The 23,024-nt window shown below is 33.4% G+C and carries 17 protein-coding genes and 1 tRNA gene; 11 read left to right on the forward strand and 7 right to left on the reverse strand.

Features of this window, described 5'->3' with window-relative positions; all coding sequences use genetic code 11:
- The first annotated feature begins 277 nt into the window (after nt 1-277).
- On the forward strand, nt 278-1,735 hold the full coding sequence (locus tag BGO27_05690) for a hypothetical protein (protein ID OJV12212.1): 1,458 nt from the start codon (nt 278-280) through the stop codon (nt 1,733-1,735).
- 79 nt (nt 1,736-1,814) lie between these two features.
- Here the strand turns inward: BGO27_05690 and BGO27_05695 are convergent, their stop codons facing one another.
- Nucleotides 1,815-3,899, reverse strand: coding sequence for a hypothetical protein (locus BGO27_05695; GenBank protein OJV12213.1), 2,085 nt, complete (start codon nt 3,897-3,899; stop codon nt 1,815-1,817).
- A gap of 173 nt (nt 3,900-4,072) precedes the next feature.
- Between BGO27_05695 and BGO27_05700 the strand changes: the two genes are divergently transcribed.
- From BGO27_05700 to BGO27_05715, 4 genes are all read left to right on the forward strand, one after another.
- A tRNA-Leu gene (locus tag BGO27_05700) sits at nt 4,073-4,159 on the forward strand.
- 17 nt (nt 4,160-4,176) lie between these two features.
- Nucleotides 4,177-4,785: a ribonuclease D gene (locus tag BGO27_05705; protein ID OJV12214.1), complete on the forward strand. Its 609-nt coding sequence runs from the start codon at nt 4,177-4,179 to the stop codon at nt 4,783-4,785.
- Between the two features lie 59 nt (nt 4,786-4,844).
- A complete protein-coding gene (locus BGO27_05710) occupies nt 4,845-5,786 on the forward strand; it encodes a hypothetical protein (protein OJV12215.1) in 942 nt (313 codons plus the stop codon).
- Nucleotides 5,786-6,379, forward strand: a complete 594-nt coding sequence (locus BGO27_05715; GenBank protein OJV12216.1) for an LPS export ABC transporter periplasmic protein LptC — start codon at nt 5,786-5,788, stop codon at nt 6,377-6,379. The genes BGO27_05710 and BGO27_05715 overlap by 1 nt, the downstream gene beginning before the upstream one ends.
- Nucleotides 6,380-6,382: 3 nt before the next feature.
- Here the strand turns inward: BGO27_05715 and BGO27_05720 are convergent, their stop codons facing one another.
- From BGO27_05720 to BGO27_05745, 6 genes are all read right to left on the reverse strand, one after another.
- On the reverse strand, nt 6,383-7,030 hold the full coding sequence (locus tag BGO27_05720) for a hypothetical protein (protein OJV12217.1): 648 nt from the start codon (nt 7,028-7,030) through the stop codon (nt 6,383-6,385).
- Nucleotides 7,031-7,098: 68 nt separating this feature from the next.
- The gene (locus BGO27_05725; GenBank protein ID OJV12218.1) at nt 7,099-8,400 is read right to left on the reverse strand and encodes a hypothetical protein; all 1,302 of its coding nucleotides are present in this window, start codon (nt 8,398-8,400) and stop codon (nt 7,099-7,101) included.
- Between the two features lie 15 nt (nt 8,401-8,415).
- The gene (locus BGO27_05730; GenBank protein ID OJV12219.1) at nt 8,416-9,453 is read right to left on the reverse strand and encodes a hypothetical protein; all 1,038 of its coding nucleotides are present in this window, start codon (nt 9,451-9,453) and stop codon (nt 8,416-8,418) included.
- 11 nt (nt 9,454-9,464) lie between these two features.
- Nucleotides 9,465-10,082 (reverse strand): hypothetical protein, encoded by a 618-nt coding sequence (locus BGO27_05735; GenBank protein OJV12220.1) that lies wholly within the window; start codon nt 10,080-10,082, stop codon nt 9,465-9,467.
- Complete coding sequence (locus BGO27_05740; GenBank protein ID OJV12280.1) at nt 10,075-10,677, reverse strand: heme ABC exporter, ATP-binding protein CcmA; 603 nt, start codon at nt 10,675-10,677, stop codon at nt 10,075-10,077. Before BGO27_05740 ends, BGO27_05735 begins: the two co-directional genes overlap by 8 nt.
- The gene (locus BGO27_05745) at nt 10,677-12,140 is read right to left on the reverse strand and encodes an exodeoxyribonuclease VII large subunit (GenBank protein OJV12221.1); all 1,464 of its coding nucleotides are present in this window, start codon (nt 12,138-12,140) and stop codon (nt 10,677-10,679) included. The genes BGO27_05740 and BGO27_05745 overlap by 1 nt, the downstream gene beginning before the upstream one ends.
- Before the next feature lie 160 nt (nt 12,141-12,300).
- Between BGO27_05745 and BGO27_05750 the strand changes: the two genes are divergently transcribed.
- The 6 genes from BGO27_05750 (at nt 12,301) to BGO27_05775 (ending at nt 22,855) form a co-directional block, all read left to right on the forward strand.
- Entirely contained in the window at nt 12,301-14,646 is a 2,346-nt protein-coding gene (locus tag BGO27_05750; protein OJV12222.1) for a hypothetical protein, read from the forward strand.
- 217 nt (nt 14,647-14,863) lie between these two features.
- Entirely contained in the window at nt 14,864-17,065 is a 2,202-nt protein-coding gene (locus tag BGO27_05755) for a hypothetical protein (GenBank protein ID OJV12223.1), read from the forward strand.
- Nucleotides 17,066-17,118: 53 nt separating this feature from the next.
- On the forward strand, nt 17,119-18,288 hold the full coding sequence (locus BGO27_05760) for a carbamoyl phosphate synthase small subunit (protein OJV12224.1): 1,170 nt from the start codon (nt 17,119-17,121) through the stop codon (nt 18,286-18,288).
- Nucleotides 18,281-21,532 carry a carbamoyl phosphate synthase large subunit gene (locus BGO27_05765; GenBank protein OJV12225.1) on the forward strand — a complete coding sequence of 1,084 codons (3,252 nt, stop codon included), beginning with the start codon at nt 18,281-18,283 and terminating at the stop codon, nt 21,530-21,532. Before BGO27_05760 ends, BGO27_05765 begins: the two co-directional genes overlap by 8 nt.
- Nucleotides 21,533-21,563: 31 nt before the next feature.
- Complete coding sequence (locus tag BGO27_05770; GenBank protein ID OJV12226.1) at nt 21,564-22,037, forward strand: transcription elongation factor GreA; 474 nt, start codon at nt 21,564-21,566, stop codon at nt 22,035-22,037.
- 44 nt (nt 22,038-22,081) lie between these two features.
- A complete protein-coding gene (locus BGO27_05775) occupies nt 22,082-22,855 on the forward strand; it encodes a hypothetical protein (GenBank protein ID OJV12227.1) in 774 nt (257 codons plus the stop codon).
- Nucleotides 22,856-23,024 lie beyond the last annotated feature (169 nt).

The raw sequence follows: 23,024 nt of genomic DNA on the forward strand, positions 1-23,024 counted from the left end.
CTCTGTAAAATATAATATTTTAAAATTAGTTAATATTTTAGTTTTTTTGAAACCATTTTTATATTACCATTATATATAAAGCAATTTATGTAGAAATTCTACTTAATATTAAAGGTGAGTATTAATTACAAGCTTGATAACAGCATATTTATATTTTTGCGATAAAAACTCCATTTTAAATAAGAATTTTTATTATTTTATTAAAATTTTAATTTTTATCGCGGTTTATTTTATGCTATAATTTAGTAAATAACACAACATATTAAAGGGTTTAATCATGCCAACAGCCGCTAGTGAAAATGAAATAAAGCAAACAGAAGTTACACTCGACAAGCTAATGTCTGTTGCCGAGCAACCTGCAGCAGCAGTGCAAAATAACAAATTACAACAAATACGTAACGATCTTCAGGGTCATAAGCATGACCGCAGCTATTTAGTAGCAGTAGACGGTATGATGCAGGAAATTAGCATTAACCCTAAAAAATTCATTAACAAGGAAACAGGTTCGTTTGAAATTCCAGAGGGTCATAAGGTTCTAGAGCTTGCTGATAAATATGGTATCAATCCCTATCAAGAAGGGGGACACATTGACAATATTAGTAAAAGAATTAATAAAATTCAGGAAAAAGCTGATAAAGCAATGCCTACAAAAGAAGGTTTAGTTGAAAAAAGAGAGGAAATTCTAGCAAAAGCAGAAAAGGCACCCGCAACAATTCAGGCTAATTTATTAAAAGAAGCAGAAAAACTTAACAAGGATATTAATAACTTTGATAAAGATCAAATGAAATTAAGTAAAAAATTTCAGGATAAATCTTTCAGCGGCATGCGAAAAGAAGCTATAAACACAGGTTTCGAGGCAAGAAAGGATATAAGCAAAACTGATAATAAAATCGTTAAAACTACAAATGAATTAGTTGGCGAAAAAGTTAAGCAAGGTGTAGCAAAAAGCAATGCAAAAGCTGCAAAAGATATAAAAAGTGTGATTGAAGCAATTGGAGATGCCTTTAAAATGGCTTGGAAAGGTATTAAAAAATTATGTGGAGCTGCTAAGAAAAAAGTTAAAGCAGCCGGAGAAGCCATAAAAGACAAAGTTAACGAGATGAAGAAAGACATCAAAGATAACTTTATCGATCCTATTGCAAACGGCTTCAGGGAAACTATTAATGAAGTAAAGCAAGGTTTTGGTAAGGTACTCGGCAAGGTTGGAGATAAAGCTAAAGAATGGAGTGATAAATTATTAGAAACTAATAAAACTGCCCAGGAAAACGCAAATGTTATAGTTGAAACAATTACAGAAGATCGTTCTGTTGGTATTAGAATCGAACCTAATGCCGCTGAAGTGAATGCTCCTGAAGGGAGACGTGGCGGAACAACCATTACACAAGATCCAAACGAATTTAATGCACAAAACAGAGAAAATGCCGCTGCCAGAGAAGAAGCGCAACCTGAGAAAAAAACTCCTCCTAAGCCTTTACCTAAAGCACCTAAAAAGGAACAAGTTAATAATAACAACATTAAGGCGGAAGATTTAGAAGCTGCAAAAGCTAATTTAAAATCAACTGGTGTAGATGGCAGAGCTGCCTCTAAAGAAAGGGCTGGAATAAAAGATCCTGAACTTGGTAAAGTTGTAGACAACCTTAAAAATGCTGGAATCAAAGAAGAAAAAAGCGGTCTTGCTGCTCAAAACTCTGCTGGTAAAACTCCAGATCAAGGCATGTCAATAGATAAAAAATAAAATATCACCTACAGTGTACCAGGGATTCATAATATCTGGTACACTTTTATAACAAATTTCAATTTTGATAAATATTTATTTAAGCACTAACTGCCACGGCTTGCTGGGCAGCATTCTCTTCGATTCTTTGCTTTTGGGCTTCTATCTGCTTGTCAATTTCAGATCTTATATTTTTGCCATCTATATTACGTACTTCTGGATATTTAGCTGGATCAGCAAAAGGTATCACCTCTTCTTCCTGGCTAAATAACAAGCCATTAACAGCATATGAAATAGCGCATGATAATAAGATTAAACCTGCTTTCTTAGCAAGATTTAGATGTACATTAAATACCTGGCATGTATAAAAAGATATCACCGCTAAAATGCAACTAAACACTATATTTGCCAAAAGCATAAATGTATCTGGGTCATTTATATAAGAGTTTACGGTATTTTCAAAGCTGTTAAACTTGTTTGATACATAATTCGCCGCTTTTTCAGCACCTCTCTGGAAAAACCATTTATCAAGCTCAGCTTCGAGTAAGTCAACTTTACTCGCAAGATTATTATGTGCGTCTACAATCTTTGTATTTTCATCTATTAGATTATTAACTGTATTAGCCAGAGCTTGATTTTCATCTTGCAGATCTTTAATAAAACCTTCAACTAAAGCTTCAAGATTTACTTTAGGAACTTCTTTATTAGAGGCGGAAACTTTTGTATATTTAGTATAAGCAGCTTTCAGGGTTTTAGGCTTTTGTGGCATAGTGGGTTTTAACGCCTCATCAACGCAGGCGTTTACAAAATCCACAACTTCTTTATCAGGCTCAGCAACCGCAATTTCATTGCCGCTAATATCTAAAACTTTCACACCATTTTTCTTAACTGGCATTTCTGAGTGGGTGAGAAAAATTTTCAGCATGTCTTCAGTTGAAAGCTGGTAATCATCAATTAAATGGAACATTGTACGAATTAATGAAATATCTTTTCCACCTGAAGAAAAGTCTACTGCTTTATCAAAACGATATCCTGAAGCATGAAGAAGTGTATTAAGTGTAGAAGCTATACCACATAAAGCACCATCATTTTGATAAACAATATTTTTAGGATGCTCATAGTTAATTGCAATTTCTTCTAAAACCACAGTATTTGCTACGCCTTCACAAATTTGTTTTTTTATGTCATCGGTCTTGATGGAATTTTTGTTTTGGTTATAGTAATCCACTATAGGCTGTATTTTTTGTTTAATTGATTCTTCTGTCTTAGCATTATTTAATAGCTTAGCTAGTTCTGAATTATCGCCATTTACAAGAAGATCTTTAAGCATTAAAGAGCTACTATGTGCTTTTTTAGATTCACTACTATTAGTATTATTGCAATTATGGATCATACATAAAAGCTTGAGCTTTTTTAAGTTAGCTTCTGCTAAAGCTTGCTTGTGAATTTCAAACTGAGCCTGTAAAGCTGTCTCAATTTTTTTAATATTATGAATATATTGAACTAATTTTGCAGTATTTGCTGTATATTCATTAGGTACACTATCTGCTTGTTGTCCAGAAGAATTAAAAAAACAAATCTCATAATCTTTATCCGCGGTTTTTCTAATATCAATTGACATCCAGTGACCGCCATTACCCTGACCACCAGCACTAACAGTAGCTGCTCCAGAAGTATTCACTTCAATCATCATTGCTTTTTTAGCAATAAAATTAGCTTCTGCTATTTTAAGATCATTAAGTGCTGAACTGTCGATAATCTGTGTATTATCAGAGTTTTTTTGACCTTCAAATATTAAAGTCTGGATTTTATTAATTGTTTTCTGGATTAAATTTGCGTCACTATATTTTTCATCTTGAGGGTTACTCAATAAGTTAGTTGCGAAACTTGTTAAATTCTCGTCTTGGGTATCATCAGCACTTGGACGAAAATATTCTTCTAAATATAGAGTGCTAATGCCTAATAATCTTAGCTCTACTAAGCTTTTTAAGTCCTTTGTATAGCTTTCTAATTGACCAGCTGTTGTGCAGTTATATTTTGCCATTTCAAAAGCAGAGGAATTAATATTATTTGAAGTATGGTTAAAAAAGACAGGTCTTACCTGAGAATCTTGCAGCCAGTAACTATTACTAAAAATTTGTTTATCTTTAACTTTTACAATTTCTCTATTTGTTGAGCTGGACATATTAATTACTATATAATTTTATTTAGGGTCAAATTAGCACATCAATCTGTAAAAGTAAAGAAAGAATTACCAATACGTATAATAATTAACCTTTAAGGTATAAAATTTAAATCCAGTAATCTATTGCTTTTTTTCTAATACTTTGATAAATTTAGCAAAATTTATAAAAATTTGCCCGGATGGCGGAATTGGTAGACGCACTAGTTTCAGGTACTAGCGGTCGCAAGACCATGGAAGTTCGAGTCTTCTTTCGGGCACCATCTTTTGAGGAAAAAACGTGGAATTTCAACTTTTTTTAAACGATTTACCAGATAATATTAATATAGTTGGTGATATTGCTATCGACACCGAAGCAATGGGTCTTAACAACTACCGTGATAGACTATGTTTACTACAACTATCTGATGAAACAGGAAAAATATATTTGGTTCAGTTTGCAAAAGGTAAATATGATGCCCCTAACCTCAAAAAAATCCTTTCAGATAAAAATCGCCAGAAAATCTTACATTTTGCAAGATTTGACGTAGCAATTATACACCATTATCTGGGTATTTTAATGGAAAATATATTTTGCACTAAAATAGCCTCAAAATTAGTTCGCACCTATACCGACAGCCACGGGCTTAAGGATCTTAGTCGTGATATGCTAGGTGTTACAATTTCTAAAGCCCAGCAATCTACAGATTGGGGGGCAGAAACCTTAACAAAAGATCAGTTAGCTTATGCTGCAAGTGATGTATTGCATCTTCACCAGTTAAGAGATAAGCTTAAAGTACTATTACTCAGAGAAAATCGTATGGACGTTGCCCAGAAATGCTTCGACTATTTACCATACAGAGCTTTACTGGATGATATGGGATTCAGCCCTGACTTACTTGAGCACTAAGAAATTAACTTGATTTTATTATTAAAATTTGCTAGGTTTGGCAACAACGTCAATTTTATATGCATATGTACCTTGAAAATTACAAAGCTTCTTTAGATTCTTTAGAAAAAATCTCAGAAAATCAGGAAGTTATTACTAAAATCACAGATTTTATTACAGAACACAACCCCATTGTATTCATTATTGGTATTGGGAAAAGCGGCTATATTGCTCATAAGGCTGCTGCCAGTATGTCATCTACTGGAACACGTGCGATTTATATACACCCATCTGAAGCTATGCATGGGGATATTGGGCTTATTACCGATAAAGATATATGTATTTTTGTATCATATTCTGGTGAAAGTATGGAGCTTATTCCTGTAGCTCAAAAGCTTAAAAATGATGGTGTTAAGATTGTTTCAGTTGTTGCAAATGAGAATTCAAGCCTTGGGAAACTATCAAATTTTATTCTTCGCATTCCCAAAGTTAATGAACCAACTGATTTGCCTGCTCCATTTATATCAACCTGTATTAGCCTTGTTATGCTTGATATGCTATGTATCAGCTTGATAAATAAGAAAAATTTTACAATCGACCTATACAAACAAAATCATCCAGCAGGAAAAATTGGATCGGTACTTAAAAGCACTGGCGAAATTATGCGTAAAAACAATGACTTACCGTTGGTTTTAAAAGGCACTAAGATGTCAGATGCGTTAGTAATAATGAATGAAAAAAGACTTGGGTCGTTAATTGTTGTAAATCAAGAAAATTTGCTACTTGGATTTATTTCTGAAGGTGATTTGCGTCGCCATATGCATGATCATTTACTTACTGATTTTGTTGAAAATATCATGACTACTTCACCTAAAACAATTTCTTCAAATACCTTGTGTATAGATGCACTTGATGAAATGAGACAGTATAAAATTACTTCACTAATAGTTGTAAGTCATGGTAATATAGTAGAAGGGATGATACACATCCATCAATTACTTGAGCTATTTGGAGATGAATAATGCGTGATCCAAGATTAGTAAAGGCAGTAGCTAAGGCCGAAAAAATAAACTTATACAAAATTGCTAGTGTTTCTGTATTTATAGCAATTGTTGTTGCGCTTGTTATACTTTCATTTATCCGCTCAGACAATACAAAAATAGTATTTAAATCGGTCATTGACAAAAGCCAGGAAATTAAAGCTGCCGTTATAAATCCTATTCTTCATGGAACTGATAATAAAAATCAGCAATATAGTATTATGGCAAAAAAGGCTACGGAAGTTTCGCATGACAATGTTGTTTTAGAAGATCTTAACGCTGAGCTTTTTGCTAATAATGGCAAGTGGTTTTCAGCTTTAGCGCCAGTTGGCGAGATGGATACAAACGATAGCACCCTGATCCTTAAAGGCATTGTTCAAATTTTCACAGGATCAAGTGAAGAACTTAAAACAGAAAAACTTAGCCTTAATCTTAAGAGAGGCACAATAGTTTCAAATAGCCCTGTGACTTTAATATCTAATAAAGCAAATTTAACTGCCAAAAAAATGGAAGTTACATCTGCTGGTAAAAAAGTTACATTCGACGGCAAAGTCAGAATGAAGATATATCAGTAATACTTAAAGCTTTCTGGTAAAATCACCAATTTCTTCCTTTTTATCAAACATTACTTTATCAATAAAAGTTGAAACCACAGGTAATGTGAACTTCCTGCCCTTTTTTAACTGATATAAATCTGCAAAAGCTTTATTATGGTGCTGCATTAAAATATCAGAATCATCAGTAGAGTAAGATTTTCCATAAAATTTAGATGCCGCAAAATTTAGGCAAAAATTAGAAGCTTTTTGTTTTTGCTCTTCACTTATACTATTAATTTTTAGAAACTTGAAATAGGCTTTAGTAAAATCATCGCTTCTCACTAAAGAATGTTTGTATTTTGAGCCTCTATTACCTGTAACGAATACCGCGGCGTGCGCTGCATAGTAACTTGTTATAGCCTTACCAATTGGATTGTTCAAAAACTTTAAAGTCAATGGTTTGACATGATTTATAAACTTAAAAACTGAATTTGCGTTAATTGTAAAATGTTGCAACTTACTTGCCAGATGCGGCACACCAAAAAAATATGATGCGAAAAATGCAGTAACAAATAATAAAGTTGCAAAAATCTTTAACTGAGAATACCTAAAAAGCCATGTTTTTTTAGTTTTAACTGAATCTAAAAACTGCTTGTTTAAGCTTTCCAAATCTTTCTTTGTATATGCCATAATTGTTATCCAAAATTTTAGTCGCAAAATATCATAAGTTAAATTATGCGTCAATAAAAGTTATTATATTAACTATTAAAAAATAAAGTATAGTCAATTTTATATGGGTCACTAGGTTGTTCGATAACAACATTTTGACGCCAGGTAAATTCAGGATATGCAAATTCCATAATTCTTTTCTTAATTTCAAAAGGCATTTTTACAAGGTAGCAATCATCATCAGTCATTTCTATAATTGGTCTGATATTGCTAAAATATAAATTAACAGAATCAATCACTTTCTTAATCCATTCCTGAGTTTTATAATCATGTCTTTTGATTGCATCATCAAGCGCAAGCATAAGCTCATTACTTACATTGATATTTGCGTTATTAAGCGCATCTAACATGTCCTTAGCAAAAGGCAGCATTTCAGGGTACCAACAAGTAAATCTAATGGACTTTTTGTACATATCTAACAAATCAATATTAAGCTTCAACTCTTTAACAGACTCTATATAACCATTTGCTATAATTTTTTTATGACAAACATTTTCTGTCATAATTTTATATAAATCAAAGCTTTTAAACATTTGAGCAATATCAACATTTGCATTTTTAGCTAGATTAAACACTAAATTAGGCATATTCATTTTTGTATCAGAAAACTTTATTGCAAGCTCAAATGCATAGTAATTTTGGGCTTCTATTATGTCTTTAATATTTACACCTTCATTAGCAAGATCATAAACTGCTCTGTTAAATAAGTCTTTGTTGTTAAATGTTATTGCCTGATAAAAAGCATATTTGTAAATATCAATTCTAACCTCAATATTATTACTACCCTTAATTTCAGCCCATTTTGAATAAATTTTGTCAAACAAATAATCCGAACGAATATAGCATAACTTTATAATGCTTGGAATTCCGTTAACTAGTAAATAAGGAATATCAAACCCCATTTTCTTTAATTTTTCAAAGCATCCTTTGATAACTTGCTTATCAAGTCTGCTGCTAACCAAGTCATGCAATGTCCGCCATGCAAACGTAGCATTTATATGAGGTTTTAGATCATTAGATTGAATATTATTTTCAATAGCTTCACATAATAAATACATCTCGATATTTTTGTGATTATTTTTATTAGCAAGTGTAAAAACCTCATATTCATTATGAGTTAATAAATCTTTAATCTTTATACCTTTTTCAGCTGCATGCCTAAAATAATAAATAGCCTCGCTATGGGATGCAGTTGCAACTATTGCCTTTATAAGCTGATAGCTATTTTTAGTCAAAATACTTACAGCAGCCTCAGGATCAAACCTTTCAAATACTACACGCGCTTTATCATATTCATGATTCTCTAAATATCTGTAGAACTTTTTTTGCATAATACATTGATTCAATTAGATTTCTTTAATTAACTTACTTAAAATTTTACCTGCCCCAAGTGCATTTTGCTGAGCTATAAACATATATGACTTAACATAATTATAGATTTTAGTTCCATCATCTTTGGTATGTTCAAATATTTTTTCCGCCGGCTCTATCAGGTTCTCATCTAACAGAAAAGATACAGAAACTAGTAAACCGATATTTTTATTTTGGTTTACCTCTTCAAAGAAATCCTGCAATTTTTTTGCACGCTGTATATTGCTATCCATTTCCATGGCGGTTAATATAAGGGAAAACACTTCATACGAAGGTTTATGCTCCCAAACCTCGGCTAGGATATTTAAAGCTTTTATCCTGTTTTTAAGCTCAAGCTCGATTTCAGCCTGGAGAATGCCAAGAGCAGCTGTATCGCTCGATATTGCAAAGCCATCAAGATATTTTGATGCTTCAGTTAATTGGTTATTTGAGTATAAGCTTCTAGCTTTAACCTCATGCATCATATTACTGATTTTCCTAGAAATATTTAGCTTTGGAAATTTAGTTTTAAAGAATTTATAGGCATCCTCAAGTACAGCAAGGTTATTTTTACGGTAGGCATCTTTAGCGCTATTATAAAAATTAATTAGGTAAGCGTCTGATTTTTCAGCATAACTTGGGTCATTTAAACTATGAACTAAGTAAGATACCTCATCCATTACAGGCAGCAAGCTTGCATCTACTTCTTCGGTAAGTAGTTTTGCGTCATCATACTCCTTTACTGCAGCTAAAGCTAACGCATTTGCAAGCAGCTCAAAGTCCTTAGTTTTCCTGCCATTAACAAAGCTATTCCAAAGCGCCAAAGGCGAAGTTAGAACTTTCTGAAGAAGCTTATAAACAAGCCATAGAGCTACAATTAAGGTAACAGTGCATAGTAAAACAACCATAAGATTCGTCGAGATAATACTGGAACTATAGTCAATAGTAATATCTTTATCATACAGCCCATAGTATACAGAAAATAAGATAGTTACTAAGTAAAGTACTAAAATTGGTAGAGTTTTTCTAAACATTTTGCCCCCTTCTATTTAAAGGCTTTCATTAATCCAAGAGATAGTAATCCCAGTCCACCATATGCCATAAGAGCAGGAAGCATCGAATGACTATTGCCTGCAATATTAATGAGTAACATTGGGGCAATTATTAGCGGAAAGTAGAAAATAAATAACATACTAACACTACGCATGCCGCTAGTTGCAAAGCTAGTCATCACACTTACCAGCGATATAGTAGGCATTACCATTAGTTTAAGCGCTACTGAATAAGCTATACCACTAATATCCATTTTGTAAAACATAAATCCTACTAAAAACTCAACTATTGCTATTGGCAGCATTATAGCAATAAAATGGTTGATAGATTTAAATAGAACAATAGTTTTATACTTAATTTTCATTGAAACTAGAAGGTCAATTGTGCCGTCTTTAATATCATCCGCTGCTATTTGATCAAGCGATAATAATAGAACCAACACCATACCAACTGTAAAGATACTCTGGGCTGATTTATGCAGGATATCCAGAGGAATACTAAACGAAAATATGATATGTATAATAATAAGGCATATGGTGTTTACAGCGATTTTGTATAGTAAGCGATTACAAGCTGCGTCTCGGATAAGCAATAACCAAAACTTATGCATTTTTGAAATCCCCCAAATTTACAGTTATAGCATTCTTAAGCTTTAAATCATTGTGGCTTGCTATAAATACTATACCGCCCTCTCCAGCCCTAACCTCAATTGCATGAAGCAGTCTTGCTTTTGATTCTTCATCTAAGTGAACTTCTGGCTCATCAAGCACCCAAATATCGCTATGAACAGCCAAAAGCCTAGCTAAAGCTACTTTTTTATTCCAACCCTCAGATAAATCTTCGCATTTTTCATCGATTACATCACCAAGCCCAAAATAGCCGACAGCCGCATCAAGCATTAGGTTGCAATCTGATAAAGCCGACCAAAAAGCTATGTTATTTCCAACAGTTTCACCAGGTTTTACAGCTATTTTATGACCAATATAATTTACACTTATCGGATAATCATAAAAGTCATGACCATTTACTAAAACATTGCCATTATTTGGCTTATTTATTCCTGCTATAGCCTTTAAAATACTGCTTTTACCAGAACCGTTCTTACCTACAAACTGAACAATCGTGCATTTACCAATACTGAAAGATAAACCTTTAAAAACAGGAATATCATTATATGAAATTTCAACATTATCAAAGGTAAGGATCATTTTGCCTCCTCAAGTGCTATAAACTTATAATGACCATCTGCAAACTCAAGATCATATTTTTCACCTTTATTTACCATAGATTTTAAAGTAACTAAGTTATCATTTTCATCTCTTAAAACTGTATAACCACGGTTTAAAACATTAGTATAACTATATGACTCAAGCATCTGATTGACGTTTTGCAGCTTTAGTTTTACCATATCAATATTCTTGCCAATACCAGCTTCATATCTTTTTATAATGGATTCAAATTGCTGCTGGTTAATTTTAATATTCTGCTCAAGTAGTTCTGGCGTAAGCCTGCATTTTAACTGAGTAAAACCAGCCTCAGATCTTTCTGTTGCCCTATTGATATAATTCTGCGATAAAAGTCCTAATTTCTCTAACTTCATATACTGATTAGCAATATAATCGTCAGGCTTTGGCAATTTATTTGCAAGCTGTTTAACTTGTGAATCAGCTCTTTCTGTAGCCCTTAAAATATAATTGTAAGATAGCGCACCTAAGTTCTGAACCTTTGTTATCTGATTTTCAATAAACTCATCTGGCTTAGGTATTTGAAGCACCAGATGACCAAGCTTTGAAGCAATCGAGTCAAATTTATTTAGCAATAATTGCTCAATATGGTTATAGAATTTTGATATATATACTTTCAATTCCTTTGCGTCAGGTGTGGCAAGTTCCGCAGCTGCTGTGGGCGTTGGCGCTCTTAAGTCAGCAGCATAATCAATTAAGGTAAAGTCTGTTTCATGCCCAATTGCTGATATTACAGGAATTTTCGATGCAAATACTGCCCTAACCAAAGCCTCATCATTGAAATACCATAAGTCTTCAAATGAACCGCCGCCACGTGCAATAATCAAGGTGTCTATCTCACTCATAGTATTTGCTTTATTTAATGCCTCAAGTACCTGACTTGCACATTTTTCGCCCTGAACCAGCACAGGGAATAAATATATAGTCACCGGGAATCTTTCTGTTATTCTATGCAAAATATCCTGAATAACTGCACCTGTTGGCGATGTAATTACACCTATTACTTTAGGAAATTTTGGAATAGGCTTTTTATGCTGAGCATCAAAAAGACCTTCTTTTTCTAAAGCTTTTTTAAGTGCCTCAAGCTTAGCCATAAGCGCACCGATACCAGCAAGCTCAGCTTTTTCAACGATCATCTGATATTTTGACTGCCCAGGAAAAGTAGTAATGGAGCCATAACAAACTATTTCCATTCCATCTTCAAGCTTAAGACCCATTGAGTCATACTTTCCGCGCCAAATTACAGCACTTATTACTGCATTGTCATCTTTAAGGCTAAAATAAGCATGACCTGAAGCCGCAACCTTTAGACCAGATACTTCACCTCTAATTTTTACATATGAGAAGTTTAGATCGATTGTCTTTTTAATAAGGCTTGAAATCTCACTTACAGTTAGCTCGGTTAAATTTTCCTTAGTTATCATAGATTTATAATTATTTACAATTTACTTACCTAGTTATAGCACCTGGGTAAAAAAACTCCACCTTAAATTTTAAACCCCAATATATTACAAAAACATTGACAATTGGTTAATAATGGGTTAATAATTTTGCAATTTTCGCGACAATTAAAACGGATTAAATATGCTTACATCTTTGACATCAATGACATTTCGTGCTGAAAGCAGCGATTTTTATAGCTTTATAATGAGACTAAAACAATATCATTATTTTAATATTGAAGATAAATTAGTTGCAATAGATGCTATTTCCGCATTATCAAAACCCCGTTATTGCTTTCCAGATACCACAATTCATCACTTGCAATCGATTGAAATGCTTGATGCTTATTCATATTTCACCAGTTTTTTTATAAAATCAAAAATCTATCCAGAGCAGCTAATTTCTACAATTGCAAATCATATTTTCTTAATACCAGATGAAAATTATAAGCTGAATATGTTAAGATACTATTGCGACCATATGAATTTGTATTCATTCAAAAGCTTAAACCGTCTTTATTTTGAACTTCAGAAACGTGGTCTTTATAAATATTCTTTATTTATTTTAAATAATTACTCACATGTTATACCTTATGATATGCATGAATATCAGAGAAAAATACATTTTGCTGTGCTAACAGATCCTGTGTACCAAATAATATCATCGGGTTTAATTGCCTCATTCATGATTACCAATGCAGGATTAAAGATAGATCTAAGTATCCCAGCAGATCATCTTTCGGATAATATTGATGTCAAAGTTAATAAAAAAATCACTGAAATTTTGAAGCTTGTAGCTCCTTTTGTAGCCACACCTTACCTATCTCATAAATATTCACATGATACAGCATTTATTGACCGCAAGGCAATTAAGCAATCAGAGCAGCTATTTATAAATTTTGCCATAAGAATTGCGAGTACTTTAGATCATATTTATATGGATCATATTAGAGCAATTCATACGCATTACCAAAATGCATTATTAATGTCGGCTACGCATGAATCAAAATCAGAATACATGGATAAGTACTACGCAGATCTTGAAAATCAACTAAAATCTTATAATTGCCATAGATTTGCTTATGAAGTAAACCTGCTGTTTTTTCAGCATATTCCCGCTATGAAACTTATACAAGATTGCTATCACTATGCCATTAGTACAAGTCAAACATATCAGTTCAAAGGCGTTCTAAAAACTATTTATGATTACTGTAAAGTCTATTACCCAGAAGATGCAGCTTATATTGGGCAAATCATCTATGCTTTAGAAAATTATATAGCTGACCATGGTATTTCAAATAAAGGTAATGTCATTAAAAGCAACGAATTTAGATATTTTGTTATTAAAACTAATAAGGTTACCGATGAAACAAGTAAAAAACCATATTCAGAAAACTATAAAAAAATCATAGAAAAATCTGAAAACCTTACTGAAGTTATCATACCTTATTATCTTAACTTAGTGTTTGAAAACAGCAGAGTTTGCTCTAATAAGCTGAGTGATAATTTTGAAATCGCTTCAAAAAAGATTGCTAACTATGTTACTATTCAGTCTATTCTCGGCAGTACGTTTGAAAAACACTGGGGCAACAGAATTACACCTAATTTTACATTTAATGATATTAAAAATATTTTTACTCCAGGGCTTAAATGGCGCTGGACTGATGGAGAATTTTATACGATATCACCTTTCTCTATGGGAGAACTTGCAGTATCTATCGTACTTCTTGATGATGCAGATGGAATAGGTTTTGGATTTAATAATACAGGTCTTCTGCTTAATCCAGCTACTAAAGAACTTGAATTTTGTAGAATTGACACAGGTTACCCTGCAAACGAACTAACTAAAAGCTTTGGACGAACAAATCCATTTACCGAAGGACTTGCATTAATATTTTGCCAAAGCGGCGAAACCTTTCTAAATGAAAACATACTAAAATTTAGCCCAAATTATAGATTTGGCGTACAATTATGTGTAAGCGGCATAACTTTTGAACGAACTATATTTCATAATCCAGAAAGGTTTGAAAGAGATACCGAATACAAAGGCAGACGCCATATTAACTTTATGCAGATAATTGAAAACATTCCTCCGTATTACATCCACTGCGCCTTAGCTAAATGGGTAGGTGTAGGTAAATATTTGCATAAATCAGCTCATAACTCGTTACTAGGTAAAATTGATGATTTGTTACAAGATTTACCACCAAACAAAAGAAATAAAGCTGCTCAGGACAAATTTAAAGTAGCTATAAGTAATATTGAGACAATCTTTAAAGACATTTATAGATATTATCATGGTTATTATAATAGCATACCCAATTACCCTGCATCTAAATTTAACATTAAAAAACTCGTTGTAAATACATCTTCTTATAGGGTTATTGAAGAACTTGAGAGCCTTAACAACCCTAAAAACCACCTGGTATATAACAATAAAGAAAATAAAAATACAATACCAATAACTTTTATTAACTATAATAAATAGTTACAGAAATAAAAAACTTTATTGGGAAAAAATTTTGACATAAAATTAATTTTTTCCCAAGCAAAATGCAAAAAATTGTTTTACAATTCATCTTATAGTAGATAAAAAAAACCGACTAAAAACTTGCAATCTTTTAACTCTAGACTTTTTTGTTTAAGAGATATTAGATTGCATGCCGATTTTCGGAAATATATACAATCTCAAAGGTAGAATTATTGTGGCAAAGTTAAAATTATTAAATTCACATATAATCCATGAACTTAAATCCTACGAAGCAAATCAAGTTATAGAAAACTTAACCTGCCTACGTGATATTTACGCTAAAAGCATAGGCATGATGGAATTTTTTACCCGCGAAAATTACATTTTAGCAGATTATCAAAAGATTTTGTTTTTACAAGATATGCTATATATAATGACAAATTTCAATAGCATATTCTCTCAGCAAGATATTGCCACTTTACTCAGCGAAAAAGAAACCTATATTGCGAGTTATTCTGCATTTTTAAATCTGACTTTAAAAGAATTAAAATTTACCGAAAACAAATCAGGTTTATGCAAACTTATTGCCATATACACATTCCTAACACCACCACTTTACGAAAACACAAATTTCACAAGAGACTTAGTATATGCAATTGAAATTAACAACTCTATTGAACTTTATTACGAGTTACTGAGGAATAACCTAATAGATCCAGCGTTATGTATGAATCATGCTCTACAAGAATGTATTACCGATGAAAACTGGAGAAATTTTTTGGAAGTTCATTCAACATTATTATTTCAACTTAAAAAAGACCCCATTTTTACAAAATTTACATCTAAAAACATTCCTGTTTTTATGATCCCTGCTTATGTTCAACATCAATCATTATTTGATATAATGATAAGCAAAAACCCCGATGAAGTTGCAGCAACTTATGTATCATCTTTAGCGGAAATTATAAATTGCCCAGTCGTAGTTAATTCTGGCACTTCACAAGATATTTATCTACACGAAGAACCTGGTCACCATGCCTTAAGCCAAATATTTTTTTGCACAAGGGTCATTAAGATCTATAGAGCAAACTATGCAAAAATGGTAGACTATTACAACATCTTAGCATATTTAATAAATAAGCTTAACCAGAGTAATCCCGAACAATTTAATATTGCACAGCAAGAGTTTCTTGCATTCATATATCAGTTATACGTTGCAGACCACGAAATTACCTACGAAACCCTGCTATTCGTCCTTCCATTTTATATTACACCCCAACTTTGCAATATATTAGAGGAATTGTCGCTATGCGCTTCTAAAATCGGGCTATCAATTGACTTCTTAAAAAATATAGCAGAGAAGTACAAAGATGATAAAGAAATACATAAATCTATTAACAACCAAATTTTCAGGCTTCAAAACTTTGCCAATTCAAAAAAATTTAAAGGACACGTACTTAAAACCCCATCTTATTTATCTGTTAGCATGCGTGCGCAAGCTAACAACATATTTGACCTGGATCAAAATTTATGCGAGGTAATCATCAATCTTTATACAAGGGGTTTATTTGGCAAAGCTAAGGTCACACAAGTAAAACTTCTCAAACATGGTTATCATTTGTTAGATAAAGAGGTAGACGATTTTATCCCACTTAACCATTTTTTTGAAAATCTTGAAGACTTAGCCAATATATGCTCCCATAGTGAGCAATATCGCTGGAAAGATGGTGTATTTTATCACTTAAGTATAAGATCATTAGCTGAAATTTTAATTTTCAACCTTATGACAGGCAATAAAAACATTGATTTTCTTAATGAATGCGGCTTTGTTTTAGATACAGTAAGAAAAGAACTTATTATGGTTCAGTTAGGCTATAACCTTGCAGCAAGTAAAATGTTTAAAAACGATCTTAGCCATTTAAATAACATAGATGATATGTTTATCACAAAAAACCATTACAGGTCTGTCACTTTCAATTTAAATAACAAATATACTGCCGATTTTTTGTCACCTTTTGGGACTTCGTTAGAAAAAATTAACCCAGATTATATCGCAGATGCCCTAAGCCGCTATGCAATAAGTTATAATATACCCAGAGAAACCCTATTTAACCGTTTTACAGAATCCGCTAAAAGCAATGGTATTCAATTTAATGTACATCATAAAGAGAAGATTAATGAATATTTTAGCTGGATGCATAAAATATTTGCAAAATGTAATACGAACTATAAATTTCTCAGAAGTAAAAATGAAATTACCTCTACCAAAGACTTAATAAGTGAAAGACTAAAAATAAAGAGAATATATAAAGATTTCCATGATTTTAACCCCGAACAAATTTCCGAATCAAATGGTAGGACAAATTTCCGCTTTTATTACAAAATATACAATAATCAAAGTGTTAAAAATACTGAAAGCCGAGACTTGACTTATTAACAATAATCCTGTATATTTCCTCAGATTTTAATTGTTTTTAAAGTAATCTGAAGATGAGTTTTGAAGTTCCTGCTAGTCATAAGTTTAATGCCGCGATTATTTTTAAATCAGGTGAAGTAATTTTCGGATCCGGATTTGGCTCTAAAGGTTTGAATTTTGGTGAAATTTGCTTTACTACAGGGATGACAGGGTATCAGGAAACCCTTACCGACCCATCATTTATGGATCAGATTGTTACTTTTACATTCCCACATATTGGAAACGTTGGCTGCAATAAAGACGATAATGACGGAATTGCTCCGATTGCTAAAGGCTTGATTCTACGTAATAAACCAACACCACCTTCAAATTTCCGCAGCGAAGAAAGCTTAGAAAGCTGGCTTATATCGCACAATATATTTGCTGTTTTCGGCGTAGATACTCGCGCTATAACCCGCAAAATTAGAAAAGAAGGCTCACAAATGGTGGCAATTGTCCATCAGGATAAACTTACATCAGAATATTTGAGCGAAGTTCATAAAGAACTGGTAAATGTACCTGAAATGACTGGAAAAGAACTAGCTTTAATCGCATCTGTTAAAGAGATTACAGAATGGTCTGAAGGTCTTTATGAAGGCGAAATAATTGCAGACATTAAAACAGATGCTACTATTGCAGTACTTGATTTTGGTGCAAAGTATAATATCTTGCGCTGCCTAAAGTCATATGGCGCAAAAGTTATTGTTTTTCCAGGAAATACAGATTTTGCTACAATAAAAAGCTATAACCCTAGCGGTATATTTTTATCAAATGGTCCTGGCGATCCTAAAGAAACATATGAAGTTATCAAACAAAACATGCAGGATATGCTAAACTCTGGTATTCCAGTGTTTGGTATTTGTCTTGGTCATCAGTTGCTTGGACTTGCTTTTGGCGGCTCTACTTACCACATGAAACAAGGACACAGAGGTGCAAACCATCCTGTTTTCAACTCACAGACTGGTAAAGTAGAAATCACAAGCCAAAACCATGGATTTGCCGTAGATAAAAATAGTTTACCAGCTAATATAGAAGTTACACATACATCATTATTTGATGGCTCAGTTGAAGGACTTGAGAAAAAAGATGGAAGCGTATTCTCGGTGCAATATCACCCTGAAGCATCCCCTGGTCCTCATGACAGCCATTATTTATTTACAAAGTTTATTGAATCAATAGAAGCGTATAAGAAAAATCATGCCTAAACGTAAGGATATAAAATCTATTTTAGTAATTGGTGCTGGTCCGATTGTTATCGGTCAGGCCTGCGAGTTTGACTATTCCGGAACACAGGCTTGTAAAGCCTTAAGGGAAGAAGGTTATAGAGTAATTTTAGTTAACTCTAACCCTGCAACAATTATGACAGACCCAGATGTTGCAGATGCTACTTATATTGAGCCAATTACACCTGAATACGTTGAAAAAATTATACAAAAAGAAAGACCAGACGCAATTCTTCCAACTGTAGGCGGACAGACTGCTCTTAACTGCGCGATGCTATTAGAGAAATATGGTATTTTAAGAAGATACGACGTTAAACTTATTGGCGCATCTACAGAAGCTATTGAAAAAGCTGAAAATCGCCAGATGTTTAAAGAAGCTATGGCAAAAATTGGCTTAGAATGCCCTAAGAACGTTGTAGTTCAATCTTTAGAAGCAGCATTAGAGTCCCTTTCTTATGTTGGACTTCCTGCGATTATCCGTCCATCATTTACACTTGGTGGTTCTGGTGGGGGTATTGCTTATACTGAAGACGACTATAAAAGAATTGTACTTAGTGGTCTTGAAGCATCTCCAACCAATGAGGTTCTTATTGATGAATCTATCATGGGCTGGAAAGAATACGAAATGGAAGTTGTTCGCGATAAAAACGACAACTGTATTATTATCTGTTCTATTGAAAATATTGACCCAATGGGCGTACATACTGGTGATAGTATTACCGTTGCCCCTGCCCTTACACTTACAGATAAAGAATACCAAAAAATGCGTAATGCATCCCTTGCTGTTCTTCGTGAAATTGGTGTCGATACAGGCGGATCAAACGTACAGTTTGCAGTGAATCCTGAAAATGGCCGAATGCTAGTTATTGAGATGAACCCTAGAGTTTCAAGATCATCAGCACTTGCATCAAAAGCAACAGGTTTCCCTATTGCAAAAGTTGCAGCAAAACTTGCAATCGGCTACACATTAGACGAAATTATGAATGACTGCACAGGAACGACTCCTGCGGCATTTGAGCCTGTAATTGACTATATTGTTACAAAAATCCCTAGATTTACTTTTGAAAAATTTGCATCATCTAAGCGTGAACTTTCAAGCTCTATGAAATCCGTTGGTGAATCAATGGCAATTGGCAGAAGTTTTGCAGAATCTTTACAAAAAGCTTTAAGATCACTTGAGTATGGCTATACAGGTCTTAACCCTATTGATGATTCAGGTGACATAGAAAGCTTAAAACATAAGCTTACCCAGCAATTACCTGAAAGATTATTATTAATTGGTGATGCTATCAGATATGGTATTTCTGAAGAAGAAATCGCAAAATTAAGTAAGTTTGACCCATGGTTTGTAAGGGAAATTGCTAAAATTGTTCATGCTGAGAAAAATATTGCAAAAACAGGTCTTACAAATGACCGAGAAACCCTCCTCGAATATAAGAAAATGGGCTTTTCTGACCAAAGAATCGCAGAAATTTGTGGCAAATCTGAAGATGAAGTTAGAAAACACAGACTTTCATTAAATATCAAGCCAGTATTTAAACGTATTGATACCTGCGCAGCTGAATTTGATTCAAATACAGCATATATGTATTCTACATATGAAGGAAACAGCGCAAGCTCAGCTGAATGCGAAGCTGACGTTAGCACTCGTAAAAAAGTAATAATACTTGGTAGTGGTCCAAACCGTATTGGTCAGGGCGTTGAGTTTGACTATGCGTGCGTGCATGCTGCTTATTCACTAAAAGACATTGATATCGAAAGCATTATGATCAATTGTAACCCTGAAACAGTATCAACTGACTATGATACATCAGACAGGCTTTATTTTGAGCCGATTACAGCTGAAACAGTAATGGATATTATTGATCTTGAGCAAGGTAAAGGCGATTTATTAGGCGTTAACCTTCAGTTTGGTGGTCAAACCCCGCTTAAACTTGCTAAAACATTTGAAAAATACAACATTCCAGTTATTGGAACATCGCCAAAATCTATTGATTTAGCTGAAGACAGAAAATTGTTCCAGGAATTATTACAAGATTTAGGCATTAGACAGCCTGCAAACTTCACATGCTCTTCTATTGAAGAAATTAAGTCTATTGCTGCTAAAATTGGTTACCCTATTGTAATCAGGCCATCATATGTTTTAGGTGGTCGTGCTATGCAGATTGCGGAAAATGATGCTGAACTTAATGAATATTTAGATCAATACGCATATTTACTTGAAGGCGGTCCATTATTACTTGATAGCTACCTTACAGATGCTATTGAAGTTGACGTTGACGCTATTTGCGACCTTGAAAAAGTATATGTCGCGGGTATCATGGAACACGTTGAAGAGGCAGGTATCCACTCTGGTGACTCTGCGTGCGTACTTCCGCCACATACACTTCCTGAATCAGTAGTAAATGAGATTATTGAGCATACTAAGAAACTGGCTATTGCCCTTAAAGTTTGTGGTCTTATGAATGTTCAATACGCTGTTAAAGATGGTGTAGTATATGTTCTTGAAGTTAACCCAAGATCAAGCCGTACAATTCCGTTTGTAGCAAAAGCTACCGGTGTGCCTGTGGCTAAGATCGCATCACAAATTATGGCTGGTAAGTCTTTAGAAGACTTCAAATTAAAAGGCGAAGTATTTAAATTACCGGGCAAATATACAGCTATTAAAGAACCTGTATTCCCATTTGCAAGATTTGACCATGCCGATATTATTTTAGGTCCTGAAATGAAGTCTACTGGCGAAGCTATGGGCATTGACGAAAACTTTGCACGTGCCTTTGCTAAAGCACATAAAGCATCAGGTGATGCTATGCCACTTATGGGTAAGGTATTTCTATCAGTTCGTGATTCAGATAAAGCAAAAATCATTGATATTGCAAGAGATTTAGAAGACATGGGTTATGAAATTTTATCAACCGTTGGTACATCAAAATTCCTTGAGCAACATGGAATTGCAACTACATTAGTTTATAAAATGAATGAAGGTAGCCCATCAATTACTGATCTTATAAATGAAAATCAGGTGGTTTTAGTGCTAAACACAACGCATGGCAAGCAAACAATTGCAGATAGTTTTAGTATACGCCGTAGCGCACTTATGCGTAAAGTTCCGTATGCTATTACAATTTCTGGCGCAAAAGCTATTGTTGAAGCCATGAAATATCTCAAGAAAGTGAGTTCAAACCTTGACGTTAAGTCAATTCAGCAATATACCTCTGGTAGATAAGAAAAACATATAATAATAAAGCGAGATTGTTATGGAAAGATTCCCTATTACGGCTACAGGCTACGAAAGAATGAATGAGGAACTTAAAAACCTTAAAACAGTAGAAAGACCAGATATTATTAAAGCTATTGCAGAAGCAAGGGCGCTTGGTGATCTTTCAGAGAATGCTGAATATCATGCAGCTCGTGAGAAACAAAGCTTTATTGAAGGCAGAATTATGGAGCTGGAAGATAAGATTGCAAGAGCTGAAGTTATCAATGTATCTTCTTTAAGCGGCACAGTTATTAAGTTTGGTGCAACTGTAAAAATAGTTAACGAAGATACAGACGAAGAAAAAACCTATCAAATTGTTGGTGAATATGAAGCTGATATTACTAAAAATCTTATATCAATTAGCTCACCTATTGCACGCGCTTTAATCGGTAAATCTGTTGGCAGCTCTGTTGAAATTTCAACACCTGGCGGCATGACATGGTACGAAGTTTTAGAAGTAAGTTTTAAATAGTCATTAAATTTATACAAAATAAAAAATTATCACGGTAAGAAATTATGAGCAAACAATCAGAAAAATTGATAGATTTTTTGCAGCTGCCTATTGCTAAATTTGAAAAAAAATGGAATAGCATTGAAAATGCTGAAGATTTATTCACAAAAGAACAATATGGTTTATTTCGTGGTGCGTGTATTTTACAAAATTTCGATGTTATTGAATTTTTCTGGAATAGATACCAAGCTCATCAAACATCTATGCTTACGGCTAAAGATTGCCGTGGCTTTATGTATTTAGTTAAAAAAGGACAATTTGGAATTGCCAGATGGTTATGGGATGCAGCATCTTATGAAGCAAAGGATAAGATTTTAGAAGCACTATATGGTCATGGTAAATCAGATGAAGGCTTTTTTGCTGCTAGCTGTGCAAATGTTAACCTTGCAGCAATAGATTTTATATTAGAATGCAATCAGTATAAAAATACAAATCTTAATAAAGTTTGGTTTGAATTCCAGGATCAGCTATTCACATTGATTAATTTATATCACGAACTAAAAAAAGACAAAAATATTAACTTTGGTGAATATGAAGATGCGGCAAGCTTTTTAGAAGCAATGTATCATCAGGGTAAGACAACTCAGGATAGCATGAGCGTACTTCAGCACTATAATTCATATGCTATTCGATTCAATTATAGGAATCATTTTGAAAAGGTTTCTTCTCCAGAAGTAGCTGACACAACCTTACGAAACAATCCTTACTATAAAGATTATAGTAGCTCTTATAACAAACCATATTATACTGAAAAATCTTATAAGGGGAACTACCTATAGTTAGGTTGATAAATAAGCTTTTCTTAAAAAAATATAAAGCCATACGTTACTGAATATGTAAAGTATGGTTTTTTTCATTATTTTAGAGCAAAATATAAAGTTACATTATTACTAACAATTGGTTAGTAAGCACTTGACTTGCATCGTTTTTTGCTATACTTTACAACAC

It is taken from the genome of Alphaproteobacteria bacterium 33-17, assembly GCA_001897445.1.
Lineage (GTDB): Bacteria > Pseudomonadota > Alphaproteobacteria > Rickettsiales > 33-17 > 33-17.

Bases quoted from the DNA above. Each gene is read 5' to 3' on its own strand.
- BGO27_05710 (OJV12215.1), top strand. From the start codon at position 4,845: ATGCATATGTACCTTGAAAATTACAAAGCTTCTTTAGATTCTTTAGAA.
- BGO27_05745 (OJV12221.1), bottom strand. From the start codon at position 12,140: ATGATAACTAAGGAAAATTTAACCGAGCTAACTGTAAGTGAGATTTCA.
- BGO27_05750 (OJV12222.1), top strand. From the start codon at position 12,301: ATGCTTACATCTTTGACATCAATGACATTTCGTGCTGAAAGCAGCGAT.
- BGO27_05770 (OJV12226.1), top strand. From the start codon at position 21,564: ATGGAAAGATTCCCTATTACGGCTACAGGCTACGAAAGAATGAATGAG.
- BGO27_05730 (OJV12219.1), bottom strand. From the start codon at position 9,453: ATGTTTAGAAAAACTCTACCAATTTTAGTACTTTACTTAGTAACTATC.
- BGO27_05690 (OJV12212.1), top strand. From the start codon at position 278: ATGCCAACAGCCGCTAGTGAAAATGAAATAAAGCAAACAGAAGTTACA.
- BGO27_05695 (OJV12213.1), bottom strand. From the start codon at position 3,899: ATGTCCAGCTCAACAAATAGAGAAATTGTAAAAGTTAAAGATAAACAA.
- BGO27_05715 (OJV12216.1), top strand. From the start codon at position 5,786: ATGCGTGATCCAAGATTAGTAAAGGCAGTAGCTAAGGCCGAAAAAATA.
- BGO27_05775 (OJV12227.1), top strand. From the start codon at position 22,082: ATGAGCAAACAATCAGAAAAATTGATAGATTTTTTGCAGCTGCCTATT.
- BGO27_05765 (OJV12225.1), top strand. From the start codon at position 18,281: ATGCCTAAACGTAAGGATATAAAATCTATTTTAGTAATTGGTGCTGGT.
- BGO27_05760 (OJV12224.1), top strand. From the start codon at position 17,119: ATGAGTTTTGAAGTTCCTGCTAGTCATAAGTTTAATGCCGCGATTATT.
- BGO27_05735 (OJV12220.1), bottom strand. From the start codon at position 10,082: ATGCATAAGTTTTGGTTATTGCTTATCCGAGACGCAGCTTGTAATCGC.
- BGO27_05725 (OJV12218.1), bottom strand. From the start codon at position 8,400: ATGCAAAAAAAGTTCTACAGATATTTAGAGAATCATGAATATGATAAA.
- BGO27_05720 (OJV12217.1), bottom strand. From the start codon at position 7,030: ATGGCATATACAAAGAAAGATTTGGAAAGCTTAAACAAGCAGTTTTTA.